This is a genomic window from Dactylosporangium cerinum (genome assembly GCF_042653625.1).
Lineage (GTDB): Bacteria > Actinomycetota > Actinomycetes > Mycobacteriales > Micromonosporaceae > Dactylosporangium > Dactylosporangium cerinum.
The window spans coordinates 109,758-136,298 of record NZ_JBHSIU010000009.1; the positions used below are offsets into that span (position 1 = coordinate 109,758).

General features: G+C 71.8%; 21 protein-coding genes, 2 pseudogenes and 1 riboswitch. Of the genes and pseudogenes, 15 read left to right on the forward strand and 8 right to left on the reverse strand.

The window, feature by feature from the left end:
- The first annotated feature begins 264 nt into the window (after positions 1 to 264).
- Together ACFPIJ_RS05645 and ACFPIJ_RS05650 are read left to right on the forward strand one after the other, a co-directional pair.
- Complete coding sequence (locus ACFPIJ_RS05645; RefSeq protein ID WP_380113531.1) at positions 265 to 2,493, forward strand: putative bifunctional diguanylate cyclase/phosphodiesterase; 2,229 nt, start codon at positions 265 to 267, stop codon at positions 2,491 to 2,493.
- A gap of 27 nt (positions 2,494 to 2,520) precedes the next feature.
- The gene (locus ACFPIJ_RS05650; protein WP_380113532.1) at positions 2,521 to 4,137 is read left to right on the forward strand and encodes a cellulose binding domain-containing protein; all 1,617 of its coding nucleotides are present in this window, start codon (positions 2,521 to 2,523) and stop codon (positions 4,135 to 4,137) included.
- On the opposite strand, the gene ACFPIJ_RS05655 is transcribed toward ACFPIJ_RS05650, so the two are convergent.
- Positions 4,109 to 4,729, reverse strand: a complete 621-nt coding sequence (locus ACFPIJ_RS05655; RefSeq protein WP_380113533.1) for a LuxR C-terminal-related transcriptional regulator — start codon at positions 4,727 to 4,729, stop codon at positions 4,109 to 4,111. The genes ACFPIJ_RS05650 and ACFPIJ_RS05655 overlap by 29 nt on opposite strands.
- Positions 4,730 to 4,858: 129 nt before the next feature.
- Positions 4,859 to 5,461: a response regulator gene (locus tag ACFPIJ_RS05660; protein WP_380113535.1), complete on the reverse strand. Its 603-nt coding sequence runs from the start codon at positions 5,459 to 5,461 to the stop codon at positions 4,859 to 4,861.
- Between the two features lie 184 nt (positions 5,462 to 5,645).
- Here ACFPIJ_RS05660 and ACFPIJ_RS05665 point away from each other — a divergent pair.
- From ACFPIJ_RS05665 to ACFPIJ_RS05670, 3 genes and pseudogenes are all read left to right on the forward strand, one after another.
- Positions 5,646 to 7,517: pseudogene (locus ACFPIJ_RS05665) on the forward strand (cellulase family glycosylhydrolase); the annotation flags it as partial.
- Positions 7,518 to 7,544: 27 nt separating this feature from the next.
- A pseudogene (locus ACFPIJ_RS64520) lies at positions 7,545 to 7,967 on the forward strand (cellulose binding domain-containing protein); the annotation flags it as partial.
- 23 nt (positions 7,968 to 7,990) lie between these two features.
- The gene (locus tag ACFPIJ_RS05670) at positions 7,991 to 9,484 is read left to right on the forward strand and encodes a molybdopterin-dependent oxidoreductase (protein WP_380113537.1); all 1,494 of its coding nucleotides are present in this window, start codon (positions 7,991 to 7,993) and stop codon (positions 9,482 to 9,484) included.
- A 60-nt stretch (positions 9,485 to 9,544) separates the two neighbouring features.
- Here ACFPIJ_RS05670 and ACFPIJ_RS05675 read toward each other — a convergent pair whose 3' ends face one another.
- The gene (locus ACFPIJ_RS05675) at positions 9,545 to 10,378 is read right to left on the reverse strand and encodes a PSP1 domain-containing protein (RefSeq protein WP_203852160.1); all 834 of its coding nucleotides are present in this window, start codon (positions 10,376 to 10,378) and stop codon (positions 9,545 to 9,547) included.
- A 237-nt stretch (positions 10,379 to 10,615) separates the two neighbouring features.
- Between ACFPIJ_RS05675 and ACFPIJ_RS05680 the strand changes: the two genes are divergently transcribed.
- Positions 10,616 to 12,232 (forward strand): hypothetical protein, encoded by a 1,617-nt coding sequence (locus ACFPIJ_RS05680; protein WP_380113538.1) that lies wholly within the window; start codon positions 10,616 to 10,618, stop codon positions 12,230 to 12,232.
- 86 nt (positions 12,233 to 12,318) lie between these two features.
- On the opposite strand, the gene ACFPIJ_RS05685 is transcribed toward ACFPIJ_RS05680, so the two are convergent.
- Positions 12,319 to 12,555, reverse strand: coding sequence for a hypothetical protein (locus ACFPIJ_RS05685; RefSeq protein ID WP_380113539.1), 237 nt, complete (start codon positions 12,553 to 12,555; stop codon positions 12,319 to 12,321).
- Between the two features lie 272 nt (positions 12,556 to 12,827).
- On the opposite strand from ACFPIJ_RS05685, the gene ACFPIJ_RS05690 reads away from it, so the two are divergent.
- The 5 genes from ACFPIJ_RS05690 to ACFPIJ_RS05710 all read left to right on the forward strand — a co-directional run bounded on the left by ACFPIJ_RS05690 (position 12,828) and on the right by ACFPIJ_RS05710 (position 17,844).
- Positions 12,828 to 13,217 carry a GntR family transcriptional regulator gene (locus tag ACFPIJ_RS05690; protein ID WP_380113540.1) on the forward strand — a complete coding sequence of 130 codons (390 nt, stop codon included), beginning with the start codon at positions 12,828 to 12,830 and terminating at the stop codon, positions 13,215 to 13,217.
- A gap of 191 nt (positions 13,218 to 13,408) precedes the next feature.
- On the forward strand, positions 13,409 to 13,903 hold the full coding sequence (locus ACFPIJ_RS05695; RefSeq protein ID WP_380113541.1) for a MarR family winged helix-turn-helix transcriptional regulator: 495 nt from the start codon (positions 13,409 to 13,411) through the stop codon (positions 13,901 to 13,903).
- Positions 13,900 to 15,462 carry an MDR family MFS transporter gene (locus tag ACFPIJ_RS05700; RefSeq protein WP_380113542.1) on the forward strand — a complete coding sequence of 521 codons (1,563 nt, stop codon included), beginning with the start codon at positions 13,900 to 13,902 and terminating at the stop codon, positions 15,460 to 15,462. The genes ACFPIJ_RS05695 and ACFPIJ_RS05700 overlap by 4 nt, the downstream gene beginning before the upstream one ends.
- Before the next feature lie 274 nt (positions 15,463 to 15,736).
- A complete protein-coding gene (locus ACFPIJ_RS05705; RefSeq protein WP_380113543.1) occupies positions 15,737 to 17,380 on the forward strand; it encodes a fatty acid--CoA ligase in 1,644 nt (547 codons plus the stop codon).
- The gene (locus tag ACFPIJ_RS05710) at positions 17,377 to 17,844 is read left to right on the forward strand and encodes a hypothetical protein (protein WP_380113544.1); all 468 of its coding nucleotides are present in this window, start codon (positions 17,377 to 17,379) and stop codon (positions 17,842 to 17,844) included. Before ACFPIJ_RS05705 ends, ACFPIJ_RS05710 begins: the two co-directional genes overlap by 4 nt.
- Before the next feature lie 22 nt (positions 17,845 to 17,866).
- On the opposite strand, the gene ku is transcribed toward ACFPIJ_RS05710, so the two are convergent.
- Entirely contained in the window at positions 17,867 to 18,850 is a 984-nt protein-coding gene (ku, locus tag ACFPIJ_RS05715) for a non-homologous end joining protein Ku (RefSeq protein WP_380113545.1), read from the reverse strand.
- A 105-nt stretch (positions 18,851 to 18,955) separates the two neighbouring features.
- Here ku and ligD (ACFPIJ_RS05720) point away from each other — a divergent pair, with 105 nt between their 5' ends.
- Together ligD (ACFPIJ_RS05720) and ligD (ACFPIJ_RS05725) are read left to right on the forward strand one after the other, a co-directional pair.
- Positions 18,956 to 19,888, forward strand: coding sequence for a non-homologous end-joining DNA ligase (gene ligD, locus ACFPIJ_RS05720; protein ID WP_380113546.1), 933 nt, complete (start codon positions 18,956 to 18,958; stop codon positions 19,886 to 19,888).
- Positions 19,881 to 20,753 (forward strand): non-homologous end-joining DNA ligase, encoded by an 873-nt coding sequence (ligD, locus tag ACFPIJ_RS05725; protein WP_380113547.1) that lies wholly within the window; start codon positions 19,881 to 19,883, stop codon positions 20,751 to 20,753. Before ligD (ACFPIJ_RS05720) ends, ligD (ACFPIJ_RS05725) begins: the two co-directional genes overlap by 8 nt.
- A gap of 20 nt (positions 20,754 to 20,773) precedes the next feature.
- On the opposite strand, the gene ACFPIJ_RS05730 is transcribed toward ligD (ACFPIJ_RS05725), so the two are convergent.
- The gene (locus ACFPIJ_RS05730) at positions 20,774 to 21,970 is read right to left on the reverse strand and encodes an aminotransferase class V-fold PLP-dependent enzyme (protein WP_380113548.1); all 1,197 of its coding nucleotides are present in this window, start codon (positions 21,968 to 21,970) and stop codon (positions 20,774 to 20,776) included.
- A 12-nt stretch (positions 21,971 to 21,982) separates the two neighbouring features.
- Positions 21,983 to 22,099, reverse strand: a riboswitch (SAM riboswitch).
- A gap of 194 nt (positions 22,100 to 22,293) precedes the next feature.
- Between ACFPIJ_RS05730 and ACFPIJ_RS05735 the strand changes: the two genes are divergently transcribed.
- Positions 22,294 to 23,817, forward strand: a complete 1,524-nt coding sequence (locus ACFPIJ_RS05735; protein ID WP_380113549.1) for a PrsW family intramembrane metalloprotease — start codon at positions 22,294 to 22,296, stop codon at positions 23,815 to 23,817.
- Positions 23,818 to 23,866: 49 nt separating this feature from the next.
- Here ACFPIJ_RS05735 and ACFPIJ_RS05740 read toward each other — a convergent pair whose 3' ends face one another.
- A complete protein-coding gene (locus ACFPIJ_RS05740; RefSeq protein ID WP_203852155.1) occupies positions 23,867 to 24,196 on the reverse strand; it encodes a GroES family chaperonin in 330 nt (109 codons plus the stop codon).
- 126 nt (positions 24,197 to 24,322) lie between these two features.
- On the reverse strand, positions 24,323 to 24,481 hold the full coding sequence (locus ACFPIJ_RS05745) for a hypothetical protein (RefSeq protein ID WP_380113550.1): 159 nt from the start codon (positions 24,479 to 24,481) through the stop codon (positions 24,323 to 24,325).
- A gap of 9 nt (positions 24,482 to 24,490) precedes the next feature.
- Between ACFPIJ_RS05745 and ACFPIJ_RS05750 the strand changes: the two genes are divergently transcribed.
- Entirely contained in the window at positions 24,491 to 25,582 is a 1,092-nt protein-coding gene (locus ACFPIJ_RS05750) for an AI-2E family transporter (protein ID WP_380113552.1), read from the forward strand.
- Positions 25,583 to 26,541: the final 959 nt, after the last annotated feature.

Sequence of the window (26,541 nt, forward strand, 5' to 3'; positions counted from 1 at the left end):
AGGTGCTGTGCCCGATCACCGTATCGATGTCCGCGAAGATTCGCAGGCCTGAATCCGACCCGAACCTTTCCGGCGGCCTTCGGCGTCAGGGGCTGGGCTGACGCGTCAGGGGCTCCGCAGATACGACAAGGCGCGGCCGTTTCGCTCAGCCGCACCCGTACGCCGCCGAAAAGGACGATCGACAAGGAGCAGCGGTTCGGGGAGTGGGTTGCCATCGCGGCGGTAGACGACCAGCGGACGAGGTGGTGGACCGCCACGCTCTGGGTGCTCGGCGGCCTGCACGGGCTCACCCTCGCGGGCATTGCCGTCGCGGTCGGCACCGGGCGGGTCCCGATCCACGTGCCCGCCGGGGCCGGGATGTTCGTCCTCAGCGCCGCCGGGCTGTTCGGTGCCGTCCGTGCCGCCCGCCACGACGGGCTCACCGAGCGGACCCGGCGCTCCTGGCGGTTCATGTCGTTCGGGTACGCGCTGGCGCTCGGCGTGGTGGGCATCTTCGCCGTCACCGGCCCGCGGCCGTTCCCGTCCCCGGGTGACGCCGCGCACCTGGCGTTCGTGCTGATGCTGCTGTTCGCGGTGCAGACGTTTCCGCTGCACTCGGCGACCCGCATGGAGCGCCACAAGCACCTCCTGGACGCGGCCACGGTCCTCGCCGGCGCGGCGATGCTGATGTGGTATTTCGTGGTCGGCCCGTACATCCTGGCCAACGGCACCTCGGTCGGCGCCGTCGTCGCGGCGGCCGCCTACCCGGCCGCCGACCTCGCCCTGCTGTTCGGCATCGCCAAGGTGCTGCTGCGCGGCGCGGACCCCACGTTCCGCCGGCCGCTGGGCATCGTGGCCGTCGCGATGGTCGTGTTCACCGTCGGCGACGGCTACCTCGGCTACATGCAGGCGCACGCCGCCGAGGTCGAGCGCACGGCCTGGCAGTTCGTCTGCTGGACCACGACGCACTTCCTGATCGCCGTCGCCGCCGCCGAGCAGAACCGGCAGGCGAGCCGGCGCGTGGCGGACCAGCCCGAGCCGCGCGTCACTCGCCGCGGGCTGGCGGGGAAGCTGCCGTACGCGGCGATCGGCGTCGGCTACGCGCTGATGATCCTGGCCGCGGTGCGGCAGGAGCAGGCGTATCCGTGGGCCGGGCTCGTCGTCGGCGCGTTCGGCATCACCGGCCTGGTGGTGCTGCGGCAGGGGCTGGTGCAGCAGGAGAGCCGCGAGATGGCGGTCACCGACGGGCTCACCGGCCTGGCCAACCGCTCCAGGGTGCACGAGGTCCTCGCCCGGGCCCTCGCGCGCGGGGAGCGGACCGGGCGCAGCACCGCGGTGCTGCTCATCGACATGAACGGCTTCAAGCAGGTCAACGACACCCTCGGGCACGAGGCCGGGGACCGGTTGCTGGTGGAGTTCGGCGAGATGATGCGCCGCAGCGTGCTCGGCGGCGACCTGGTCGGCCGGCTCGGCGGCGACGAGTTCGCGGTGGTCCTGCACGACATCGGCCGGGTCGACCACGCCGTCGCCGTCGCCAGGCGGATCGTGGCCGCGACGGAGCAGCCGATCCCGTTCGGCGAGCAGGCGCTGCGCGCGTCGGCGAGCATCGGCGTCGCGCTCGCCGGCCCCGGCGAGTGCACCACCGACGAGCTGCTGCACCGCGCCGACCTGGCCATGTATCAGGCGAAGCGGCGCACCGGCGGCACCTGCTGGCAGTGCTGGGACCGCAGCCTGACCGGGGAGGCGGAGCTGTCGCTGGAGCACGAGTTGCGCGGCGCGATCGGTGCGGGACAGCTGCGCCTGCTGTACCTGCCGATCGTCGCCCTGCCGGGCCGCGAGGTGACCGGGGTGGAGGCGCTCGTGCGGTGGGAGCACCCGCGGCACGGGCTGCTCGCGCCGGAGGTGTTCGTCCCGCTCGCCGAGCGCGCCGGGATGATCGAGGAGCTGGGCCGGTGGGTGCTGGAGCAGTCCTGCGCCCAGGCCAAGGCGTGGCAGCGGCGGGTGCCCTCGCTCCAGCTCAACGTCAACATCTCGCCCCGTCAGTTGGACAACCAGGGCTTCACCGGGCAGGTGCTGGAGATCCTGGACCGGGCCGGGTTCTTCGCCGGGCATCTGGTGCTGGAGGTGCCCGAGAGCGCGGTCGTCGGCGAGGCCGACCTGCGGCAGCTCGAGGCGCTGAGCACGGCCGGGATCCGCATCGCCCTGGACGGCTTCGGCACCGGCTACTCGTCGCTGCGGTATCTGACCCGCCTGCCGGTCGACGCGCTCAAGCTCGACAGCTGCTTCGTCGCCGAGCTCGACGGCACCTCGAAGGGCTCGGCGGTCGCGCAGGCGGTGCTGCGGCTCGGGCAGATGCTGCACCTGGACACCGTCGCCGAGGGCGTCGAGGACGAGGGGCAGGCCCGCGAGCTGACGCTGCTGGGCTGTGAGAAGGCGCAGGGACGCTACTTCTCCGGGCCGGTGCCGGCCGGTGACCTCGAACGCCAGCTGCCCGCCGGGACAGTAGCGGGCTGAGGCGCCGCGGGTGATACTCGTCGCACCATGCGTGACTCTGTGCGTCTTCGTGCGGTCGTGTCGCTGCTCGCCGCCACGGGAGCGACCATCGCCGGGGTGGGGCTGACCGGCGCCCTGCCCGGAGCGCTCGCCGTGATCCCCCTGGCGGCCGCCGCCGCCCTCGCGGGCACCCTGCTCGGTCCCGCCGCCGCGGTGATCTGGCTGCCGGCGGCGGTGCTGCTGTGGTGGCTGCGCCCGGCGGCCGGGGCCGGCCGGGCCGGCCTCGCCGTCTTCGCGGTCGTCGCCGTGGCCGGGCTGCTGCCGGTCGCGGCGCTGCGGGTCCGGCGGGCCTGGGCGGCGCGGGGCGAGCGGGTGCGGGTCGAGGCCCGGGCGGCCGCCGCGGCCGCGGAGCGGGCCAGGCTGGCCCGGGAGATGCACGACTCGCTCAGCAAGACCCTCGACGCGATCGCCCTCGGCGCGGCGGCCCTGCCGGACACCCTCACCGAGCCGGCCCGGGCCAGCCGGCTCGCGGCGACGCTACGCGACGGCACGCTCGACGCGGCCCGCGACGCCCGGGTGCTCATCGACGAACTGCGCTCCAACCCCGCCGACGCGCCGCTGTCGGACCTGGTCGCCGCGATCAGCCGGGAGTGGTCGATGACCAGCGGCGTCGGGGTCATCCTGCACAACGCCGACGTGGACACCGCACCCAAGATCGACATCGCGCCGGAGGTGGGCATCGAGCTGTGCTGGATCCTGCGCGAGGCGCTGCGCAACGTCGCCGCGCACGCCCGCGCCGAACTGGTCGCGGTGTCGCTGACCCGCGCCGGCGGCACGGTGACCCTGGAGGTCCGCGACGACGGGGCCGGCTTCACCGGGCCCGGCGACCTGAGCCTCCTGCACCGCGCCGGCAGCCACGGCCTGGTCGGGATGGACGAGCGGGCCCGGCTGTGCGGGGGGACGCTGACCGTGTGGTCCCGGCCCGGCGGCGGGACCCGGATCACCGCGGTCGTCCCGGCCGAGCCGGCGCCGGTCGGTGCGCCGCCGTCGCGCCGGCTGCGGCTGCTCGTCGGCGCCGTCGCCGCCGCCCTGCCGGTGGCGCTGGTCCTGCCGTTCAGTGGTGCGGCCGACCCGCCCCGCGACCAGATCGCCGCGCCGCCCGCCGGTGCCGGCCCGTCGTTCCTCAGTGGACAGACGCCCGGCGCCGCATCCGGCGGGTCACCGGCGCCGTCGAGCGCCGCACCGGCCGGCACGAAGCCGCCGAAAAGTCCCGCGGTGGTCACGTCCGGCCCGGCACCCGCCGCCGGAGGCGGCACCGGCACCGGCGGGCCTACCGGTACCACCGCGGCAAACGCCTGCAAAGTGCGCTATTCCAAGCGCAACGAGTGGGATCCCGGCTTCATTGCCGACGTGGTCGTGACCAACACGGGCACGAAGGCGATCGACGGGTGGTCACTGCGCTTCGAGTTCTCCGCCGGGCAGAAACTCACCAGCTACTGGGGCGCGATCGTGACCCAGTCGGGCGCGACGGTCCTCGTCGAGGACGGCGGGGTCACGCCGAAGCTCGCGCCCGCCGGGACGCTGACGTTCGGCCTGCAGGGCACCTGGCAGGGCGCCAACCCGGCGCCGACGGCGTTCACCCTGAACGGCGTTCGGTGCGGCTGAGCCACTGCACGATCGCCTCGGTGCGGTTGTTGACGCGCAGCTTCAGGTAGATCTGGCTGACCCGGTTGCGGACCGTCTTCTCCGCCAGGTCGAGGCGCGCCGCGATCGCGGCGTTGGGCTCGCCGGCCGCGATCAGCTCCATGATCTCGTGCTCGCGGCGGGTCAGCGGCTGGTGCTGCCACGCCGGCGTCCGGTCGGCGGCGCGGTGCTGCACGTGATCGACCACGATGGACATCGGCAGCGGCGACAGCCGGCTCTGACCGTCGGCGGTGGCCCGGGCCGCGTCCAGCAGGTCGGCCCGGGTGTACTGGCCCTCGACCAGCAGGCTGCGCGCGCCGGAACGCAGGATCGGCACCACGTCGCCCGGCACCACCGCGTGCGCCACGACCAGCACCGGCGGCCGCGGCGGCGGCAGCGTGGCGAGCGCGGCCAGCTCGCGGATCGGCGCGTGGGTGTGCAGCACGACGAGATCGGCGTCGATCCGCCCGCCGTTGAGCACGTGCAGCAACGGGCGCACGTCGAGCCCGCCGGCGCAGGGGCGCAGCAGCTCGGCGAGGCTGTTGCCGGTGGTGCTGATGACCAGGACCCGCATGTCGCCACGACACCACGGGCACGCCTGCTTGGCAACGCTTCCCGAAACTCCCGCTGGGTGCTCCCGGGCCGTCTTTCGAGGCCGGGCGCGGGCGGCACCCAACAGATTTGGGTGCACGGTGTGCGCAGCTCAGGTGCGCCAGCGCCGGATCGCGCCGGCGCGGCTGGTGACGCCGAGCTTGGCGAAGATGCGGTTCACGTGGTTCTCCACTGTCTTCGATGAAAGGACCAGGGTCGCGGCGATGTCCCCATTGGACAGTCCGCGGGCGATCAGGTCCATCACCTCGGCCTCCCGCTGGGACAGCCCGAGCCGGGCCGGCGCCGCGCGCACCGCGGACACCAGCACCCTGGCGGCGCTCGGCGACAGGTGCGACTCGCCGCCGGCGACCGCGCGGACCGCGTGCAGCAGCTCCGCCGGGCCGAACTGGCCGTGCACCAGGAACCCGATCGCGCCGGAGCGCACGGCGTCCAGGACCGTGCGGTCGTCGGCGCTGCGGGTCAGCATCAGCACCCTGCTGTGCACACTGATCGCCCCGACGACGGACAGGCCGTCACGGACCGGCATGCGGTGGTCCAGCAGGGTCACGTCCGGGCGGTGCAGCCGGGCGAGCTGGAGCGCCTCGGCGCCGTTGGCCGCCTCGGCGACGACGGCGATCGACTCCGTGCCGTCGAGCATGTCGCGGATGACCGCGCGGACCACGCTGTTGTCGTCGGCGACGAGGACTGTGGTCATTGCCGGGACCTCCCGCTGCCGGTCCCGGCGCGCTGCGGGACAAAGGTGCCAACGATGTTCGCCATTGTTTCGCGATGGTGTCGACATGCTTACGCTACCCGTCACCGGGAGCGCTCCCATGCGCGCCGCCACCGCTTGGGAGCGCTCCCGTATTTCTGGACCGCCATCTGGAAGGACTGCGCGCATGCGTTTCCGCCTGCATCGAAAACTCCTGGCCGCCGCCGCGGCCGTGCTGCTCGTGCCGCTCGCACCGTTCGTCTCGTCGGCCCCGGCCGCCGCCGCCGACCCCACGGACTGGCTGCACACCGCCGGCAACAAGATCGTCGACAGCCAGGGCAACGAGGTGTGGCTGACCGGCACCAACTGGTTCGGCTTCAACGCCACCGAGCGGGTCTTCCACGGCCTGTGGAGCGGCAACATCACCGAGATCACCAAGTCGATGGCCGACCGCGGCATCAACATCGTCCGGGTGCCGATCTCGACCCAGCTGCTGCTGGAGTGGAAGGCCGGCCAGGCCGCCGTGCCCAGCGGCGTCAACACGTTCGCCAACCCCGAGCTGGTCGGCAAGACCACCCTGCAGGTCTTCGACTACTTCCTGCAGCTGTGCCAGCAGTTCGGCATCAAGGTGATGCTCGACGTGCACTCCGCCGAGGCCGACAACTCCGGGCACATCTACCCCGTGTGGTGGAAGGGCTCGATCACGCCCGAGCTGTTCTACCAGGCGTGGGAGTGGGTGATCGACCGGTACAAGACCAACGACACCCTCGTCGCGGCCGACATCAAGAACGAGCCGCACGGCAAGTGGTCGGAGTCGCCGCGGGCCAAGTGGGACAACTCCACGGACCAGGACAACTTCAAGAACACCTGCCAGGTCGCCGGCAACCGGATCCTCGCGAAGAACCCGAACATGCTCATCCTCTGCGAGGGCATCGAGATCTTCCCGAAGAACGGCACCAACTGGTCCTCGACCGCCGAGGCCGACTACTACGGCAACTGGTGGGGCGGCAACCTGCGCGGGGTGAAGAACTACCCGGTCAACCTGGGCAACCACATCGTCTACTCGCCGCACGACTACGGCCCGCTGGTGTACGAGCAGCCGTGGTTCCAGAAGCCGTTCGACAAGGCGTCGCTGACCACGGACGTGTGGCAGCCGAACTGGCTGTACATCCACACCGAGAACACCGCGCCGCTGCTGGTCGGTGAGTGGGGCGGTCGCCTCGGGCAGGACGCGCGCCAGGACAAGTGGATGTACGCCCTGCGCGACACCATCATCGAGAAGCGCATCAGCCAGACGTTCTGGGTGCTCAACCCCAACTCCGGCGACACCGGCGGCCTGCTGCTGGACGACTGGAAGACCTGGGACGAGGCCAAGTACGCGATGCTGAAGCCGGCGCTGTGGTCCTACCAGAACAAGTTCGTCGGCCTCGACCACACCGTCAAGCTCGGCACCAACGGCCTGAGCCTCAACGACCGCTACGGCGGCACCTCGGACACCGTTGCGCCGTCGGTCCCGGCGGGCCTCACCGTCGCCGGCACCACCGGCACGAGCGTCTCGCTGACCTGGACCGCCTCGACGGACAACAGCGGCACCGTCGCCGGCTACGACATCTACCGCGGCGCCACCAAGGTCGGCACCTCGGCCACCCCGTCCTTCACGGACACCGGTCTCGCGCAGAGCACCACGTACAGCTACACCGTGCGGGCCTTCGACGCGGCCGGCAACGTCTCCGCGGCCTCGGCCGCCCGCACCGCTACCACCACCAGCACGCCGGTCGACACCACCCCGCCGTCGGTCCCGGCCGGGCTCGCCGTCGCCGGCACCACGACCAGCAGCGTCTCGCTCTCGTGGGCGGCGTCGACCGACAACAGCGGCTCGGTCGCCGGCTACGACGTGTACCGCGGCACCACGAAGGTCGGCAGCCCGTCCGGCACGTCCTATGTGGACACCGGGCTGGCGGCGAACACCACCTACAGCTACACCGTGCGGGCCCGTGACGCGGCCGGCAACGTCTCGGCCGCCTCGGCCGCGGTGAGTGGCACGACCGCCGCCAACCCGACCGGGGTCGTGCGGGTGCAGTACCGCAACAACAGCGTCCCGACCAACGACCAGGAGATCAAGCCCGGGCTCCAGGTCGTCAACGGCGGCACCACCGCGCTCGCGCTGAACACCGTCGCGGTGCGGTACTACTTCACCCGCGACGGCGGCAGCTACGCCATCTGGTGTGACTGGGCCGTCGTCGGCTGCGGCAACCTCACGACCCGGGTCGTGAACCTGCCGTCCGCGGTCAACGGCGCCGACGCGTACATCGAGGTCACCTTCACCGGTGGCACCGTGGCGCCCGGCGGCAACACCGGCGAGATCCAGCTGCGGGTCAGCCGGACCGACTGGCAGCCGGTCAACGAGGCCAACGACTACAGCCGCGGCACCGGGACGTCCTTCGCGGACGCCGCCACCGTGCCGGCGTTCATCGGCGGGTCGCTCGCCTGGGGCGTCGTCCCGGCATAAGGGTGGGTCCGGCCCCCGGACGGGTGACGCGTCACCCGTCCGGGGCTTCCGCGAAAGTCGTACCAATCCGATCACTGGGGGCGCTGTTCGCCGCGCTGGTCGTCCCCGCCGCCGGTCCGGTCGTCGGCGTCGGCGGCGTCATCATCGACGCCACCCCGACGCCGGTGAAGGAGTGGGCGGTGCGCACCTTCGGCACCAACGACAAGCCGCTGCTCCTGACCGGGATCGCGGCCGGGCTGGTCGTCTTCGCCGCGGTCGTGGGCGTGCTCGGGCTGCGCCGGCGGGTCTACGGGCTCGCCGGCGCCGCGCTCCTCGGGCTCGCCGGGGCGGCCGCCGCGGCCAGCCGCCCGGCCGCCGGTCTGCTGGACGGCCTGCCGTCCCTGCTCGGCGGCGCGGTCGCGGCCGGCGCGCTGCTCGTGCTGCTGGTGCGGCTCGTGCCGCCGACCGCCGCGCCGGCCGGGCCGGGCCGCATCGGACGTCCTCCCCGGCTGCTGGATCGGCGCGCGTTCATCGGTGCCGCCGCCGTCGTCGGGGCCGGCGCAACCGTTGCCGGGGCGGGGGCCGCCGCCCTGCACGCCGCCGGGCGCCGCGCCGCCGACCGGTCCCGGGAGTCGATCCGGCTCCCCGCCCCGGCGTCCGCCGCGCCGCCGCTGCCGGCCGGTTTCCTCACCGCGAACCGCGACTTCTACCGCGTCGACACCGCCCTCACCGTGCCCCGCGTCGACGTCGGCGGCTGGCGGCTCCGGGTCAGGGGCATGGTCGACCGCCCGCTCGAACTGTCCTTCGACGACCTGCTCCGCCGCCCGCTGATCGAGCGGGACGTCACGCTCAACTGCGTCTCCAACGAGGTCGGCGGACCGTACGTGGGAACGGCCCGGTGGCTCGGCGTGCACCTGGCGGAGCTGCTGCGGGAGGCCCGGGTGCGGCCGGGGGCGGACCAGGTGGTGGCGCGATCCGTGGACGGCATGACGATCGGCACCCCGCTGTCCGTGGTGCTCGACGGGCGCGACGCCATGCTGTGCGTCGGCATGAACGGCGAGCCCGCTTTCCCGGTGCGCATGCTCACCCCCGGCCTGTACGGCTACGCGGGCGCCTGCAAATGGGTGACGGAGCTCGAGCTGACGACGTTTCCGGCGTGCGACGCGTACTGGGTGCAGCGCGGCTGGGCCGCCCACGGGCCGGTGAAGACCGCGTCCCGGATCGACCGGCCGTTGCCGTTCGCCCGGCCGGCCGCCGGCCCGGTCCCGGTCGCCGGTGTCGCGTGGGCCCAGGGGCGCGGCATCGCCGCCGTCGAGGTGCAGGTCGACGACGGGCCGTGGCAGGCCGCCACCGTGCTTCCGGCACCGACGAACGACACCTGGGTGCAGTGGCGCCTCGACTGGGCCGCGACGCCCGGCAACCACCTGCTGCGGGTGCGGGCCACCGACAAGACCGGCGCCGTGCAGACGCCGGACCGGGCCACGCCGTTCCCCGACGGGGCGACCGGCTGGCACTCCGTCAGCGTGACGGTGGTCTAGCGCCGCTCCTCGGATGCGTGACGGTGGTTCAGTACCGGTCCTCGGATGCGTGACGGTGGTTCAGTACCGCTCCTCGTATGCCTGCCGGGATCCGCAGACCGAGGCGCGGCTGCACGAGCAGCGCGACCCGTCGGCGTCCATCCGCACGGTGACGGAGTCGCGCGGCACGCTGTGCCCGACGACCCGGCCCTCGCCCTCGGGCGTGGTCACCCGCGTGCCGACGGCCGGGGCGGTGGCCTGGAACGCCTGGTACAGCGGATGTTCGTATTTCAGGCAGCACATGAGCCGGCCGCAGGCGCCGGAGATGCGCAGCGGGTTGAGCGGCAGGTCCTGGTCCTTCGCCATCCGGATGGTGACCGGTTCGAAGTCATTGAGGAACGTCGCGCAGCACAGGTCCCGCCCGCACGAGCCGATGCCGCCCTGCACCCGGGCGCTGTCGCGGGCCGACAGCTGGCGCAGCTCCACCCGGCAGTGCAGCGTGGCGCCCAGATCCCGGACCAGCGACCGGAAATCCACCCGATGGGGTGCGGTGAAGTAGATGGTGGTGCGCGCACCCTGCCCGCCGGAGCCGTCCAGCACGTGGTCCACCGCGACGACCTTCATCGGCAGCTCGTGATCGCGGATCAGCTTCTTCGCGGCGACCTTGGCCTCGGCCTTGCGCTTGCGCAGCAGCTCGTCGCGGCGCAGGTCGTCGTCGGCGGCCATGGCGACCAGGCGCGGAAAGCCCTCGGTCTCCTCGCTCACCCATTGCGCGGCCCACACGCACTCCGCGACCTCGGGCCCGTCGTCGGTCGGCACCAGCACCCGATCGCCCACTCCCGGGCGAAACTCGCCGGGGTCGAAGTAGAACAGCCGCCCGTAGCGATTGAAGCTCACCGCGCACAGCATGCCCATGGGTGCACAGTAACGCGGACCACTGGCAGTTCTATATGGCCTGCGGCTATCGCCCTTTAAAGTCCAATTTGGCTCTTTTGGGGGATCCCGTAGCTATTCCAACTACTTCGTCGTTACTAGTGCGGATGAGCCCGCTACGTGGGCCGTAACTCCGGCCGGAAAGGGCTCGTTGGGGGCAGCAGTGGCACGCCCCCTGGCGGGCTACCCCCGTACTCCCGGTCTCGGAGGACCTCAAGCATGACGTCTCCTGTTGCTTCCGCACGCCCAAAAACAGCCCGGACCCTCGCCGCCCTCGCCGCAACGGCGATCGTCGGAGCGCTGAGCCCGGTCGCGTTAGCGGCACCCGCGGTGGCGGCACCGGCCGACGCGGCCTGCCCAGAGGGCTTCGGTGCCACCGCCGCCAGCAACACCCTGGCGCTGGGCCGGATCGACCTGCGTGCCATCGGCCTGTCCAGCACGGTGCTGCCCGAACTCCGGGTCGCCACCACCCACTCCGGCGTCGCCGGAGGCACCCTGCGGGCCGCCGCCGACGCCCGCTACCTGCGCAGCAGCGGCGACCTGCCGGCCGGGGTGCTCGGGCCGCGGGCGTACCAGCAGGCGCCGCCCTCGAACGACCAGCCCGACGTGGTGAACGTCGCCGGCGTCGACCTCGGCGCGCTGCGCCTGGGCACCGGCGGCCTGCGCGCCCAGGCCTCGTGGAAGAACGCCGGCCGCTGCACCACCGCCGACGGCCCGCGGGCCGCCTCCTCCGCGACGCTCGCCGGGATCACCGTCCTGCCGGGCCGTAACGGCCGCGCCCTGCTGCGCATCAACGCCGTCGAGAGCGCCACCGTCACCGGTGTCGGCTCGGCCGGCGGCCGGCCCGCCGCGACCGCCGCCGCGACCGGTGGCATCGCCGACTTCAAGCTCCTGGACAACGGCCCGTCCGCCATCGGGGTCCGGGTGATCAGCCCGCCGTCGCTGCACGTCCTCGCCGGCGCCAAGAAGACCGTCGACTACACCGCTCCCGTCCTCGAGATCACGATCCCCGGCCAGGCGCCGGTCCGCGTGTCGTCCGCCGGCTCCCACGTCGACGTGGTCGTGCCCGTCGACGCCGCGAGCACCGAGGCCGCCACCGACCTGGCCCGCACCGAGAACCTCCCGCTCCTCGGCGGCCTGTCACTCATCGACCTGCTGACCGGCATCACCAGCGCGGTCTCCGGCACGGTCGGCGGCGTGGTCTCCGGCGCCGGCGCCGTCCTGCCGGGCGTCGACCTGCCCGATCTGCTCGGCTCCCTGCCCGGCCTGCCGGCCGTGGGTGGCCTGCTCGGCGCCGGCGGTGCACCCTCCTCGGCCGCCACGGAGAGTTCCTCGACGCACGGATCGAGCCGGGTCGTGGTGCTGCGGGTCGAGCTGGGTTCGGTCGAGAAGCAGTTCAGCTCGACGGGCGTCTACGCGAAGGCGGCCTCGGTGCGCGTGAAGCTCATCTCCCGCAACACGTGGAAGTCCAGCGGCGGCTACGGCCACGGCGACTCCGGCCCGGCCGACCAGACCTCGCTGATCGACCTGGGCATCTGCACCCTGGAGACGGCCGCCGCGGCCCCGAAGGCGCCCGCCGGCTCCACCACCGCCCCCGGCGACGACGACTCCGACGACGACTCCGACGGCGGTTATGGTCCCGGCGACGACGATGACGACGACGGCTACGGTCACCACGGCGGCGGCGGCACGGGTGGCACCGGCGGCGGTGGCAACACCAGCGGCGGCGGCCTCCCGGTCACCGGCAACAACGTGGCCCTGATGCTCGGCGGCGGCGTCCTGCTCGTCGTGGGCGGCCGGCTCCTGCAGATCCTGGCCCGCCGCAGGGCCGCCTGAGAGACCCCTTCGTCGCCCGTGCAGCGCGCCTCGTCGTAGGCCGCGCTGCCCGGGCGGCGCTGTCTGCCGGTCCTGGGCCTGAAGGGTCAGGCGGCCAGGGTGACCTGCTGCTTGCGCAGCTCGGCGGCGAACTGACCGGCGGCGGTGGCGAGGCGCTCCGCGCCCAGGATGGCCTGTTCCCAGGTGCCGCACAGGCCGGAGCCGAACTCGATCTGCACGTCGCCATCGTCGACCAGGAGGATCGCGTCGCCCTCGTCCTCGGTGATGACGGTGCGGATGGCGCGGAGGTCGAGGGTGACGATGGGGAAGAGGTCGTCGTCCATGGCTGTCTCCGATCTGCCGGGTGAGGCCGGGGCTTCAGCCGCGGGTAGATCCGGTCCAGGCCGGGTAGTCCCAGCTGAGGCCGAGCGGTCCGGATGGGGAAGGTGGGGTGCGACGCCGCGCGGCTCGCAGCGTCGTGGAACGGCGCCGCACCCCGGATTGGGTGGCGCGAAACCGGACCGCCCAGCCCGGTCCCGCGCCTGGCGCCAACTCTAACCCAATAGCCATAAGGCCACCACCCCTGTAGCCGATAGAACTTCATATGGTCGCGGTCATGATCTCCCGGAGTTCGGGCCTGGCTCTCTATCTGCAGGTCGCGGACGCGATACGGCAGAAGATCATCAGTGGTGAAATGGCTCCGGGGAGCCTGTTGCCCTCGGAGAAGTACCTGGCTGAGGAGTACGACGTCGGCCGGGACACGATCCGTGACGCCATGGCGTATCTGCGCGGTGAGGGCCTCGTCGAGAGCAAGCGCGGATACCGCAGCCGGGTGCGGGCCAACGCGCCGCGCGAGCGGGTCTGGCTGCATCAGGGTGAGGTCGTCTCGGCCCGGATGCCCACGCCGCAGGAGAAGAAGGATCACGGCCTCGGCGACGGGGTGCCCGTGCTGGTGGTCGGCGACAAGACCTACCCGGCGGACCGCTTCGAGTTCGGCCGCGAGTAGCGCGAGGAGACGGACGGCCGGGTAGACGGCCGGCCGGGTGAACGGTCAGCCGCGTGGACGGCTGGCCGTGGGTTGGTTGCGTGTGAGGCGAAACGACAGTAATGCTCATCACCCGTAAATAGGTTGGTGAACCCTGCCCCGGGAACCGATGCTTGTGGCAAGCAAGTATCTGGGATGGGGAGCGGGAAGCTGTGGACGACGACACCGAGTACGCCGCCATCGGGCGGCAGGTGGGGCGGTTCATCCGTCTCTCGGAACGGTTGTTCGCCACGCTCAAGTGGAGTGACGCAGGCCGTGGCCTGGAGCGCCCCGCCTACATGCTGCTGAGCCGGATCGCGGTCGACGGCCCGTTCCGGCTGTCGGCCCTCGCCACCGACGTCGCGCTGGACCTTTCCACGGTCAGCCGGCAGGTGGGCGCGCTGGAGGCGGCGGGACTGGTGCGCCGGGCGACGGACCCGAGCGACCGCCGGGCCAGCCTGGTGGAGGTCACCGACGTGGGGCGGGACGTGTTCGAGGAGAACCGGGCCCGCTGGATCGCCACGTGGCAGGAACTGCTCGCCGGGTGGACCCCCGAGGAACGTCAGATCTTCGCGACCCTCTTCACGCAACTCAACCAATCGCTTGCCGAAAGGCTGCCAGGAGCCGAACGGCAGCCAGGAACCACCTCCGAAAGGGACGCTCGATGACCACCGTCGCGCCGCCGGAACAGGCCCGGCCGCAACTCGCCCACCGGCAGATCATGCTGTTGATGGGCGGCCTCATGACCGGGATGCTGCTCGCCGCGCTCGACCAGACCATCGTGGGCACCGCGTTGCCGACGATCGTCGGTGAACTCGGTGGACTCGACCACTACTCGTGGGTCGTCACGGCCTATCTGCTCGCCTCGACCGCGTCGACCCCGCTGTACGGCAAGATCAGCGACCTCTACGGCCGCCGTCCGGTCCTGCTGTTCGCCATCTCGACGTTCCTGGTCGGCTCGCTGCTGGCCGGTATGTCGCAGGACATGACCCAGCTCATCGCCACCCGCGCCCTGCAGGGCATCGGTGCCGGTGGCCTCATGACGCTCGCGTTCACCATCGTGTCGGACGTCGTGGCGCCGCGGGAGCGGGCCCGGTATCAGGGCCTCTTCGGTGCGGTGTTCGGCATCTCCTCGGTGGCCGGGCCGCTCGTCGGTGGCTACTTCGCCGAGACGGACTGGCGCTGGATCTTCTACATCAACGTTCCGCTGGGCATTTTCGCGCTGTACGTGTGCAGCCGGGTCCTGCGGCTCGTCCCGCACACCCGCCGGGACCACAAGATCGACTACCTGGGTGCGACGCTCATGGTCGCGGCGGTCAGCTCCTGGCTGCTCGCGCTGTCGTGGGGCGGCAACGAGTACGCCTGGGGCTCCGTCCAGATCCTCGGCCTGCTGGCCGCGGGTGCGGTGCTGACCGCGCTGTTCATCGTCGCCGAGGGGCGCGCCGAGGAGCCGATCCTGCCGCTGCGCCTGTTCAAGCGGGCGACGTTCTCCCTGGCGAACACCGCGACGTTCATCCTGGGCTTCGCGATGTTCGGCTCGATCATCTACGTGCCGCTGTACCTGCAGATCGTGAAGGGCGCCTCGCCGACCCGCTCCGGCCTGCTGATGCTGCCGATGATGGCGGGCGTCATCGTGACCTCGATCCTCGCCGGCCGGGCGATCAGCAAGATCGGCCGGTACAAGTGGTTCCCCGTCGCCGGCACCGTGATCATGGGCTCCGGGCTGCTGCTGTTCACCACGCTGCAGGTCAACACGCCGCTGTGGCAGGCGTTCATCTACATGACCGTGATCGGCGTCGGCCTCGGCATGGCGATGCAGCCGCTCATCCTCGCGGTGCAGAACGCGCTCGAACTGCGCGACATGGGCGCGGGCACCAGTGCGGCCACGTTCTTCCGGTCGCTGGGCGGCTCGGTCGGCGTCGCGGCGCTCGGCGCGCTGATGAACAGCAAGCTGAGCGAGCAGATGACCGGCAACATGTCCGGCGTGTCGATCAACTCGCCGGCGCAGGTCCGCAAGCTGCCGCCGCAGGTCCTGGACGCGGTCGAGCACGTGTTCGTCAACGCGCTGCACCCGGTGTTCCTCGCCGCGGGGATCGTCGCCTTCGTCGGCGCGGTGATCACGCTCGCGCTGCCGGACAAGCCGCTGCAGGGCGGCACCGGCCCGGCCGAGGCGGCGACCGAGGAGGACGCGGCCGCCGAGATGGAAGCCAAGGCGGCTGCCTTCTAAGACGGCGAGGCCTTCTGGCTTCTAGGAGGTCAAGGCCCTTCTAGAAGCCAGGGCCCGTTGAGGACGCCAAGGCCCTTCTAGGAAGCCGCGGCGGTTGCCTCTAGGGGCATACAGAACCGCGTCGTGTCGGCACGCTGCTTTATCGACACTAGCACATCCGAAAAAAGAATCTTTCGGTGCGCGGCCCTGCCGACGGAACACTCAGGAACCCCGGAGCTACTCACCAGTAGCCCCGGGGTTCCTTTGTGAGCCACGGCACATTAGCGTGCAGTGCATGCGCAGCACGATGATGCAGACACCCCTGCTGATCTCCCGAATTCTGCAGCACGGAGCCACCGTCCACGGCGACTCGGAGGTCGTCACCTGGACCGGCGCCGAGGCTGGTGCGAGACATACGCCATACGCCGAGGTGGGCCGCCAGGCCGCCCGTCTCGCCCACGCCCTCCGCGACGACCTCGGCGTCACCGGCGACGAGCGCGTCGGCACGCTGATGTGGAACAACGCCGAGCACCTGATCGCGTACCTGGCCGTGCCGAGCATGGGTGCCGTGCTGCACACGCTCAACCTGCGGCTCTTCCCCGAGCAGCTGATCTACATCGCCAACCACGCCGAGGACCGGGTCGTCATCGTCGACTCGACGCTGATCCCGCTGCTCGCCGGCGTCCTGCCGCACCTGAGCACGATCCGCCACATCGTGGTCGTCGGCGACGGCGACGTGTCGAAGCTGCAGAAGGACGGCGTCGACGTGCATCGCTGGGACACCCTGCTGGCGGGGAAGTCCGACGTCTACGACTGGCCCGCCGTGGACGAGAACGACGCCGCCGCCCTCTGCTACACCAGCGGCACGACCGGCAACCCGAAGGGCGTCGCCTACTCCCACCGCTCCATCTACCTCCACTCGATGGAGGTCTGCATGGCGGAGAGCTTCGGTCTCGGGCCCAAGGTCCGTGACCTGTGCATCGTGCCGATGTTCCACGCGATGGCGTGGGGCCTGCCCTACGCGGCGCTGATGAGCGGCGCATCGTTGATCATGCCGGACCGGTTCCTGCAGGCCGCGCCGCTCGCCCAGATGATCGCGGCGGAGAAGCCGACGTTCGCCGGCGCCGTGCCGACGATCTTCACCGACCTGCTGGCGTACCTGGACGCCAACCCGACCGACACGTCCTCGCTGAAGGAGGTCGTGATCGGCGGGTCCGCCTGCCCGCCGGCGCTGATGCACGCGTTCTCCGAGCGCCACGGCATCGAGGTCATCCACGCCTGGGGCATGACGGAGATGTCGCCGCTGGGGTCCGTCGCCCGCGAGCCGGTCGGCGTCGAAGGGCCGGAGGCGTGGGCGTACCGCTACACCCAGGGCCGCATCCCGGCCGGCGTCGAGGGCCGCATCGTCGGGCCCGCCGGCGAGGTCATGCCCAACGACGGCAAGGCCGTGGGGGAGCTGCAGGTCCGGGGCCCGTGGATCACCGCGCAGTACATCGGCGAGGACGGCCCGGACCCGGAGAAGTTCGAGGACGGCTGGCTGAGGACCGGCGACGTCGGCACCCTCTCGCCCAACGGATTCCTCACCCTCACCGACCGCGCCAAGGACGTGATCAAGTCCGGCGGCGAGTGGATCAGCTCCGTCGACCTCGAGAACGCGCTCATGGCGCATCCGGCCGTGTTGGAGGCGTGTGTCGTGGGTGTGCCGGATGACAAGTGGGGCGAACGTCCCCTCGCCACGATCGTGCTGAAGGAGGGCGCGACCGCCGACGCCGGGAAGCTGCGCGAGTTCCTCGGGGACAAGGTGGCCAGGTGGCAGCTGCCGGAGCGCTGGTCGTTCATCGAGGCGGTGCCGAAGACCAGCGTCGGCAAGTTCGACAAGAAGCGCGTCCGGGCCAGCTATGCGGACGGCGGCCTCGAGGTGGTACAGATCAACGGGTGAACCGGCCGGCGAAGATCGCGCTCCTCGTCGCGGGCGCGGTGCTCGCCTGCGTGCTCGCTGTCTGTGGGGTGGGCCTGGCACTGCGTGACTGGGTGCCGGGCCTCGCCGGGTGCGAGGACGTGAACAAGCCGACGAAGGGCCCCGTCATCACCCAGAAGGTCCGCATCGAGCAGATGTGGCCGCAGCTCGCGCCGATCCAGCAGGTGCACTGGCAGGAGCACGAGGCCAGGGCCCGGTCCTGCCCGGAGATCGGGCCGATGGACTACGTCATGGACGGCTTCGCCGTGATCACCGCGGAGCGGGCCGGGGCGCTGCCGGCGACCACGCCGGCGGAGCTGGCGGAGGTGCCGGAGGACCTGCGGCCATTCGCCCCCGCCGACCCGCACTGGCTCAAGGTCGACGGGACCGTGCTGCTCCTGGACAAGGCGTCGTCGACGGTCTACTTCACCCGCACCTCCGACTAGGCGGACTTTCCTCGCCTTCCGTTTAGGCGGATTTCCTCGCCTTCGCAGGGGTGGCCTTCTTCTCCGGCGCGGTGGCCTTCTTGGCGGCAGCGGCGGTGGTCTTCTTCGCCGCGGCCCGCTTGATCGGCGTCGCGGCCGCGTCCTCGTCGCTGTCGTCCTTCGCCGCGGTGGTCTTCTTCGCGGCCGTCGCCGCCGTCGCCTTCTTCGCCGGGGCCGGCGTCGCCTCGCCACGGGCGGCCTTGGCCCGCTCCACCGACGCGCGCAGCGCCGCCATCAGGTCGACCGCCGCGGCCGGCGCCTCCTCGGTCTCCTCCGGCTGCACGACCTCCCGGCCGGCCACCTTCGCGTCGATGACCTCCTGCAACGCCTCGCGGTAGTTGTCCGTGTACGTCGCCGGGTCGAAGTCGGCGGCCATCGACTCGATCAGCGAGCCGGCCATCGCCAGCTCCGCCGGGCGCGCCGACACGTCCTCGTCGAGGATGTCGAACTTCGCCGCGCGGATCTCGTCCGGCCAGAGCATCGTGTTGAGGACCAGCACGTCCTCGCGGACCCGCAGCGTGGCCAGCTGCTCCCGTTGCCGCAGCGCCACCTTCACGATCGCGACCCGCTCCGTGTTGGTGAGCGCGTCGCGCAGCAGTGCGTACGGCTTCGCGGCGGTCTTGTCGGGCTCCAGGTAGTACGCCTTGTTGTAGAGGATCGGGTCGACCTGCTCGGCCGGCACGAACTCCAGCACCTCGATCGCCCGGCTCGTGGTCAGCGGCAGATCCGCGAAGTCGTCGTCGGTGAGGACGACCATCTCGCCGCCGCCCAGGTCGTAGCCCTTGGCGATGTCGTCGTAGCTGACCTCCTCGCCGTCGATCGAGCAGACCCGCTTGTACTTGATCCGTCCGCCGTCGTCGCGGTGGACCTGGTGGAAGCGGATGTCCTTCTCCTCCGTCGCCGAGTACAGGCGGACGGCGATCGACACGAGCCCGAAGGAGACCGCGCCTTTCCAGATCGCGCGCATTGAGATCCTTTCCCCACCGTGTTGACCTGTGTTGACCTCTGACAACCAGAATCGCATCGAATCGAGGTGCACGCGAGGAAGTCGGCGGCGAACTATCGTGAGGGGATGGGGACCGGCCCGCCGGCACCGATGCTCGCCTCGACCGGCCCGCTACCGTCCGGGCCGGGCTGGGCGTATGAGTTCAAATGGGATGGTATCCGAGCGATCGCGATCATCAGCGGCGGCGCGACCCGCCTCTACGCGCGCAGCGGGGTCGAGGTGACGGCCGCCTATCCGGAGCTCGCCAGGATCGGCGAAGGCCTCGACGACACCGTCCTCGACGGCGAGGTCGTGACCATGGACGAGTCCGGGCGTCCCTCGTTTCAGCTGCTCGCCGAGCGGATGCACGTGCGCGAGCCGGCCAGGGCGGCCCGTCTGGCCGTCGCGCTGCCGGTCTCGTATCTCGCGTTCGACGTGCTGAGGGCCGCAGGCCGGGATGTGCAGGCTTCGTCGTACACCATCCGCCGCGAAGTGCTCGAAGGACTGTCGCTGGGGCCTCGGGCCGTCATCCCGCCGTCGTTCGACGACGGGCCGGCGACTGTGACCGCCAGCCGCGACAACGCGCTGGAAGGCGTCGTCGCCAAGCGGGTCGGCTCGCACTACCAGCCCGGCCTGCGTTCACCGGACTGGGTGAAGGTCAAACTGGAGGAGAGCTGCGAGTTCGTCGTCGGCGGCTGGCGGCCCGGCAAGCGCGCCCTCGGCGCCCTGCTGGTCGGCGTCCCCGTTGCCGACGGCCTCACGTTCCGCGGCCGGGTCGGCGGCGGGATCTCCAGCGCCGCCGAACGCGCGCTCCTCGACGCGCTGCGGGACCTGTCGATCTCGCAGTCGCCGTTCGCCGGCACCGTGCCGCGCGAGGACGCCCGCGGCGCGGTCTGGGTCGAGCCGCGGCTGGTGGTCGAGGTGAAGTTCAGCCACCGTACCCGCGACGGGCGGCTGCGCTTCCCCCGGTTCCTGCGCATCCGGCCGGACCTGACGCCATCGGACGTGCACGATGCCTGACAAGATCCGCGTCGAGGTCGAGGGCAGGCACCTCGACCTGACCAACCTCGACAAGGTGCTCTACCCGCAGGCCGGCTTCACCAAGGGTGAGGTCATCGACTACTACACCCGCATCTCGCCGGTCCTCCTGCCGCACCTCGCCGGTCGGCCGCTGACCCGCATCCGCTACCCGAACGGCGTCGACGGCAACAGCTTCTTCGAGAAGAACGCGCCGGCCGGTACCCCCGACTGGGTGCGAACCGTCCGGTTGCCGGTGCCCGGCTCCAGCCGTGGCCGCGAGACCATCGACTTCATCGTGGTCGAGGAGCTGGCCACCCTGGTCTGGCTGGCGAACCTCGCCGCGCTGGAGCTGCACACCCCGCAGTGGCGGGTCTCCGCCGACGGCACCGTGCTCAACCCTGACCTGCTGGTCATCGACCTCGACCCGGGCCCGCCGGCCGGCCTCCCGGCGTGTTTCGAGGTCGCCCAGCTGGTCCGGGACCGGCTCGCCGACGACGGGCTGGACCTCCAGCCGAAGACCTCCGGGCGCAAGGGCATGCAACTGGTGGCGGAGCTGCCCGGGGACGAGACGGCCGACGAGATCAGCGCGTACGTGAAGGACGTCGCCGGCGAGCTGGCCCGCCGCCGGCCCGACCTGATCGTGGCGCGGATGGCCCGGCAGCTGCGGCCCGGCAAGGTCTTCATCGACTGGAGCCAGAACAACGCGTTCAAGACGACGGTGGCGCCCTACTCGCTGCGCGCGGGCGCGCTGCCGACCGTGTCCGCGCCGCTGACCTGGGAGGAGGTCGGCGAGGGCACGTTGACCGTCGCCGACCTCACGTCCTCCGTGGTGCTCGACCGCGTCGCGGGGCGTGGTTCTTCGTAGTGCTCAGCTTTCCGTGGTGTTCAGGCGCGTCGCAGGGCGCTGAGCAGGCGGTCGATGTGCTCCTCGGTGGTGCCCAGGCCGAAGCTGGCCCGCACCGCGTGGGCCGGCGCGGTGGCCCCGGGGTCGAGCCGGGCGGTCGCCTCGGCGAGGAGCCGCCGAGTCAGCGGGTGCGCGCAGAACAGCCCGGCCCGCACCCCGATGCCGTGGTCCCGGCCGAGGCGGGTGGCCAGCTCACCGGGCTCCTCGCCGAGCACCGCGAACGACACGATCCCGACCCGCTCCGCGTCCGCGTCGAAGAGGCGCAGCTCCTCGACGTGCGGCAGGTCGGCCAGGCCGTCCCGGAGCCGCTTGACCAGGGCCCGCTCGTGGGCGTGATCGGCGTCCGCGAGCGCCCGGCAGGCGGTGGCGATCGCGACCGCGCCGAGCAGGTTGGGCGTGCCGGCCTCGTGCCTCGCCGGCCCGGTCGTCCAGTTGACGCCCAGGTCGCTGCCCACGTTGGCGCTGGCCCCGCCGCCGGCCAGGTACGGCTCCGCGGCGTCCAGCCAGTCCGCGCGGCCGGCGAGGACACCGGCGCCGAACGGTGCGTACACCTTGTGCCCGGAGAACGCGACATAGTCCGCGCCCAGCGCCGCCAGGTCGACCGGGGCGTGCGGGGCGAGCTGCGCCGCGTCGACCGCGATCCGGGCGCCGAAGCGGTGCGCCACCTCGGCGAGGGCGGCCACCGGCCACACCTCACCGGTCACGTTGCTCGCCGCGGTCACGCTCACCAGGCCGCAGCGCTGCCGGCTGAGCGCCCGCTCCAGCGCCGCCACGGCCTCCTGCGGCGAGCGGGGCGCGTCGAGGTGCACCGTGCGCCGCCACGGCAGCAGGTTGGCGTGGTGCTCCGCGTCGAAGGTGAGCACCGTCGTGTCCCCGGGCAGTGCCCGGGCGAGGAGGTTGAGCGCGTCGGTGGTGTTGCGGGTGAAGACGACGGTGTCGCCGTCCCGGGCGCCGAGGAAGTCCGCGACCGTCTCCCTGGCCTGCTCGTATTCGCGGGTGCACCGCTCCGACAGCGCGCCGGCGCCGCGGTGGACGCTGCCGTAGAACGGCAGGAGCTCGGCGACCGCGTCGGCGACGGCCCGCAGGCACGGGGCGGTCGCGGCGACGTCGAGATTGGCGAAGTCGACACTGCGGCCGTCGCGCAGCTTCACGTCACCGGGGGACAGGATCGTGGACATGGCAGAGCCCTCCGCTCGCGCTTGCCCGGGCACACCGCGTGCCGAGCCGTGTCATCACCCGGGGCACCCCGCCGCGAACGCGAGGGTTGCCGGCCAGCAAGCCGGGGCTGTGCGCTGGCACTCATGACCTGCGCCCACCGTAGCGCGGATAAGGTTGGTCCATGACCGAACTCCCGCCGAGTGGGACGCCATCGGAGCCCGGCCGGCACGACGAGCGCGCTGCGCCTCCGCCCGGTGACGGGGAGTTTCCGCAGCGGTCACCATGGGCGGCGCCGCTGGCGGGGTCGCCTGATGTTTCGCCCGGTTACCAGCCCGGATATCAGGTGACGTTCGGTAAGCCCGAGTCGTCGGACCCGCCCCGGTCCGGGGCGCCGTCCGGGCAGCCGTCCGGGGTGGGGGTGCCGTCCGGGCAGCCGGGCTGGAACGCGGCCGCCTCGGATGTCGTGCCCAACGTGACCGAGAATGCCGCGCCCAACACCGGCGAGCAGCGCTATCCCACCGCGGCCCTCGCCCTGGCCGCCGCGCCGCCCGCCAAGCGCTCCGACCGCCGCCGCCTCTGGACCCTCATCGGCGTCAGCAGCTGCATCGCGGCATGTGGCGTGGCGTTGCTGGCGTTCTTCGGGTTCAGCGGCGGCTGGACCGCCCTCGTCATCGGCGTCAGCGCCGCGATCATCCCGGTGCCGCTGCTCGTGTCATGTTTCCTCTGGCTGGACCGGTACGAGCCGGAGCCCGTCAGATATCTGGTCTTCGTCTTCGGCTGGGGCGCCTGCGTGGCGACGGCCGTCGCGCTGGTGGTCAACACCAGCGGCGCGGTGCTCGCCGACAAGCTGGGGCTGTCCGAGTCGATCGTCGCGGTGCTGGTGGCGCCCCTGATCGAGGAGAGCATGAAGGCGCTCGGGCCGGTGCTGCTGTTCTGGCGCCGGCCGCGGGCGTTCTCCGGCCTGATCGACGGCATCGTCTACTGCGGAATGTCCGCGACCGGCTTCGCGATGGTCGAGAACATCCTGTACCTGGGGATCAAGGGCTACGCCGACAACGCCGAGTCCGACGGCCCGGTGAGCGGCGCGGTCGCCCTGGTCGGCATCTTCGTCGTGCGCATCCTCATGACCGGCTTCGCGCACCCGCTGTTCACCTCGATGACCGGCATCGGGCTCGGCATCGCGTCCCGCAGCTCGACGAAGTCGGTCCGGTGGCTCGCCCCGATCGCCGGCCTGCTGCTCGCCATGCTGCTGCACGGCTCGTGGAACCTCATGTCGGTCGTCGCGTCCGCAAACCCCTGGGTGCTGCTGTACGGGTACTTCGGCGTCATGATGCCGATCTTCCTGTGCATGGTCGGCTTCGCCCTGTGGCAGCGGTCCAACGAGGGCAAACTCACCGAACGGATGCTGACCGAGTACGCGCGGGCCGGCTGGTTCTCCCCGCCGGAGGTGGCCGCCCTGGGCACCCTCGGCCGGCGGCTGTCCGCCCGCCGGTGGGCCCGCCGGGTCGCCGGCGACCCCGGCGCCAAGGCCATGCGGGCGTTCCAGTTCGACGCGACGAAGCTCGCCCTGCTCCGCGACGGCCTGCACCGCGGCCTGGACAACACGCCGTCCCGCCGGATGGAGGCCCTCGCCGAGGAGCGGCACCTGCTCACCTCGCTGGCCGCGTACCGCCAGGTCTTCGTCGGCCGCGATGCGCAGGCACCGCTCGCGGTGTGGGACGGCAGCCGCTACCACATCACGTTCCCCGACGGGATGGTCCGCGTCCTCGACGCCCCGCCGACGCCGGTCGTGCCGGTGCCGGTGGTCGTGCCGCCACCCCCGCCGCCTGTCCCGACGTACGCGGGCTACCCGTACCCCTACAGGTAGCGGCCGGTCTCGTGTCCTGACCGGTCTCGTGTCCTGACCGGTCTCGTGCCTACAGGTAGAGACCGGTTGAGTCGGGCTCGACCCGCCGGGCCGCGACGGCGTGCACGTCACGCTCGCGCAGCAGCACGTAGTCGCGGCCCTGCAGCTCCACCTCGGAGCGGTCCTCCGGGTCGAACAGCACCCGGTCGCCGGACACGATCGAACGCACGTTGGGCCCCACCCCGACGGCCGTCGCCCACGACAGGCGCCGCCCCACCGACGCCGTCGCCGGGATGACGATGCCGGACGCGTGCCGGCGCTCGCCCTCGGCCCCTTCGAGCCGGACGAGCACCCGGTCGTGCAGCAACCGGATCGGCAGGCCCCCGTCCACGTCGGACACGGCGGGCGGAGTGGTGGCCGCCGGGTAACCGGCGGCTGGCTGGGCTGTCACGGTTGCGACGCTACCGCCTGGGTACGTGCGATCGCCGCGGGACCCGGACTACGGTGAAAGCTCCGCTCGCGTCATCTAGGGGGTTCCGTGGGCCGGTTCGATCAGGTACGCGCCAACCTCCGGCGGGCATACGACGAACGACTCGAGAAGGCCCGCCTGGAACGCGAGGCTTCCTCGCTGGTCGAAGAAGAGGTGCCCGTGGTGGAGCCGCCACCGGTCCTCGATCCCGGTCATCCTTCGACGATGAGCCGCGACGACGCCGAGATCCCGCGCGGCCTGCGCCTGACGGCCGCCTGGTCGTGGCGCCTGCTGGTCCTCGTCGCCGCGCTCGCCGTCCTGCTGTGGCTGGTCGGTCGCCTCCGGACCGTCCTCATCCCGTTGAGCATCGCGCTGCTGCTGTCCGCCCTGCTCGCGCCCATGATGGGCTTCCTGCGCCGCCGGGTGAAGCTGCCACCCTCCCTGGCCGCGTTCCTGGTCCTCATCACCGGCCTCGCCGCCGTCGCGGGTGTCCTCACCCTCGTCATCACCGAGTTCGTCGACGGCTTCCCGGCCCTCGCCGACAAGGCCTCCGACGGCGTCAACCAGATCCAGGACTGGCTCACGACCGGCCCCCTGCACCTCAACGGCAGCCAGCTCGACGCCACCTTCGACGCCGCCACGAACTGGCTCAACGACAACCGCGGCAGCCTCACCGACAGCGCCGTCTCCACCGCCACCGCCACCATCGAGTTCTTCGCGCTGCTGCTCCTGGTGCTCTTCGTCACGTTCTTCTTCATGCGCGACGGCCACCGCATCTGGCTCTTCCTCACCGGCGTCCTGCCGACCCCGGCCCGCGACCCCGTCCGCCGCGCCGGCGAGGCCGCCTGGCGCACCCTGGTGGCGTACGTCCGCGCGACCGTGCTCGTCGCCTTCATCGATGCCCTCGGCATCGGCCTGCTGCTGGTCATCATCAACGTCGACTTCTGGTTCCCCCTGGCCACCATGGTCTTCCTGGCCGCCTTCGTCCCCATCATCGGCGCCACCGTCTCCGGCGCCGTGGCCGTCCTGGTCGCCCTCGTCGACGAGGGCCCGATCAGCGCCCTGGTCGTCCTCATCGGCGTCATCGCCGTCCAACAACTCGAAGGCCACGTCCTGCAGCCTCTGATCATGGGCCGCGCCGTCTCCGTGCACCCGCTCGCCGTGATCGTGGCAATCTCAACGGGCGTGGTCCTGGCCGGCATCATCGGCGCTCTGGTGGCCGTGCCGCTGGTCGCGGTCCTGAACACCGGCATCCGCCACCTGGTCCAACACCGCCACGAACCCCCACCCGACTCCGTCATCATCTCCGCCGACTGACACCGTCCACAGCTGACCATCGACCGGCTGAATCGGCGGAAGCATCGGGTGGCAGGAGCGATGGCCGCTGGCCGACATGGTGAGGGATGGCCGCCCGCCTGGACCGGCGCGGTGGTGCATGGCCGGGCGCTGGACCGACCCAGTGGTGGATGGCTGGCTGGCGGGTCGCTGTGCCGGGGCGGCGGAGAGTGGCCACCCGCCTGGACCGAGGCGTGGTGGGGGTCGCGTCCACTGGTGTGGTGCATGGCCTCCGACCTGGCCGTGACTTCGATCACGGTTGCCGGTCATCGCCCGGGGTCGGTGCCGTTGATGGTGGTCGTCCCCCAAGAGCCTGTGACAGCTGCCGGTTGCGGTCCTTGGTGAGGGCAATCCGCTTGGAGTGGATCCGGGTGTCGGTCCTCGGGGCTCGGTGGTTTCGCACAGCCGCTTCTCGGCCGTGCGGTGGTGTAGCTCGGTCCCGGTCCGTGCCGTGTCGAGGTGATGCCAAGCCCGGTCCAGCGCCGTCGAGGGCGTCAACTGACTCTGGAACACCACCGATCAACCAGGTAGATGCGGTTTCCCGCAGTCCGGGAGGCGCGGGCGACACCCGCGCCTGACTCGGGTGATGTATCGAAGTACTTGAAAGACGAGCGACGGTGTGGCAGCACCCGCAACGGGTCAGCTGCCACAGGCTCGCGGGGACGGCCACCACCAGCGGCGCCAACCCCACAAGGATCAGCGCGGCGGCCAGGATCGCCCACCGAATTGGGCGCACGGCGCAGCCCGGCCGGTCGTACACCATCCGAGCGGACGTGGCCCGTGGTGTGGGTGACCGGACGCTGGACCGACGCGATGGTGGATGGCTGGGTGGACGGATTGCTGTGCTGGGGCGGTGGTGGATGACAGGGCGCCGCACCGACATGGCGACGGATGGCCAGATGACCGGCCGACGGGCCAGCGTGGCTACGGGTGACCGGCGC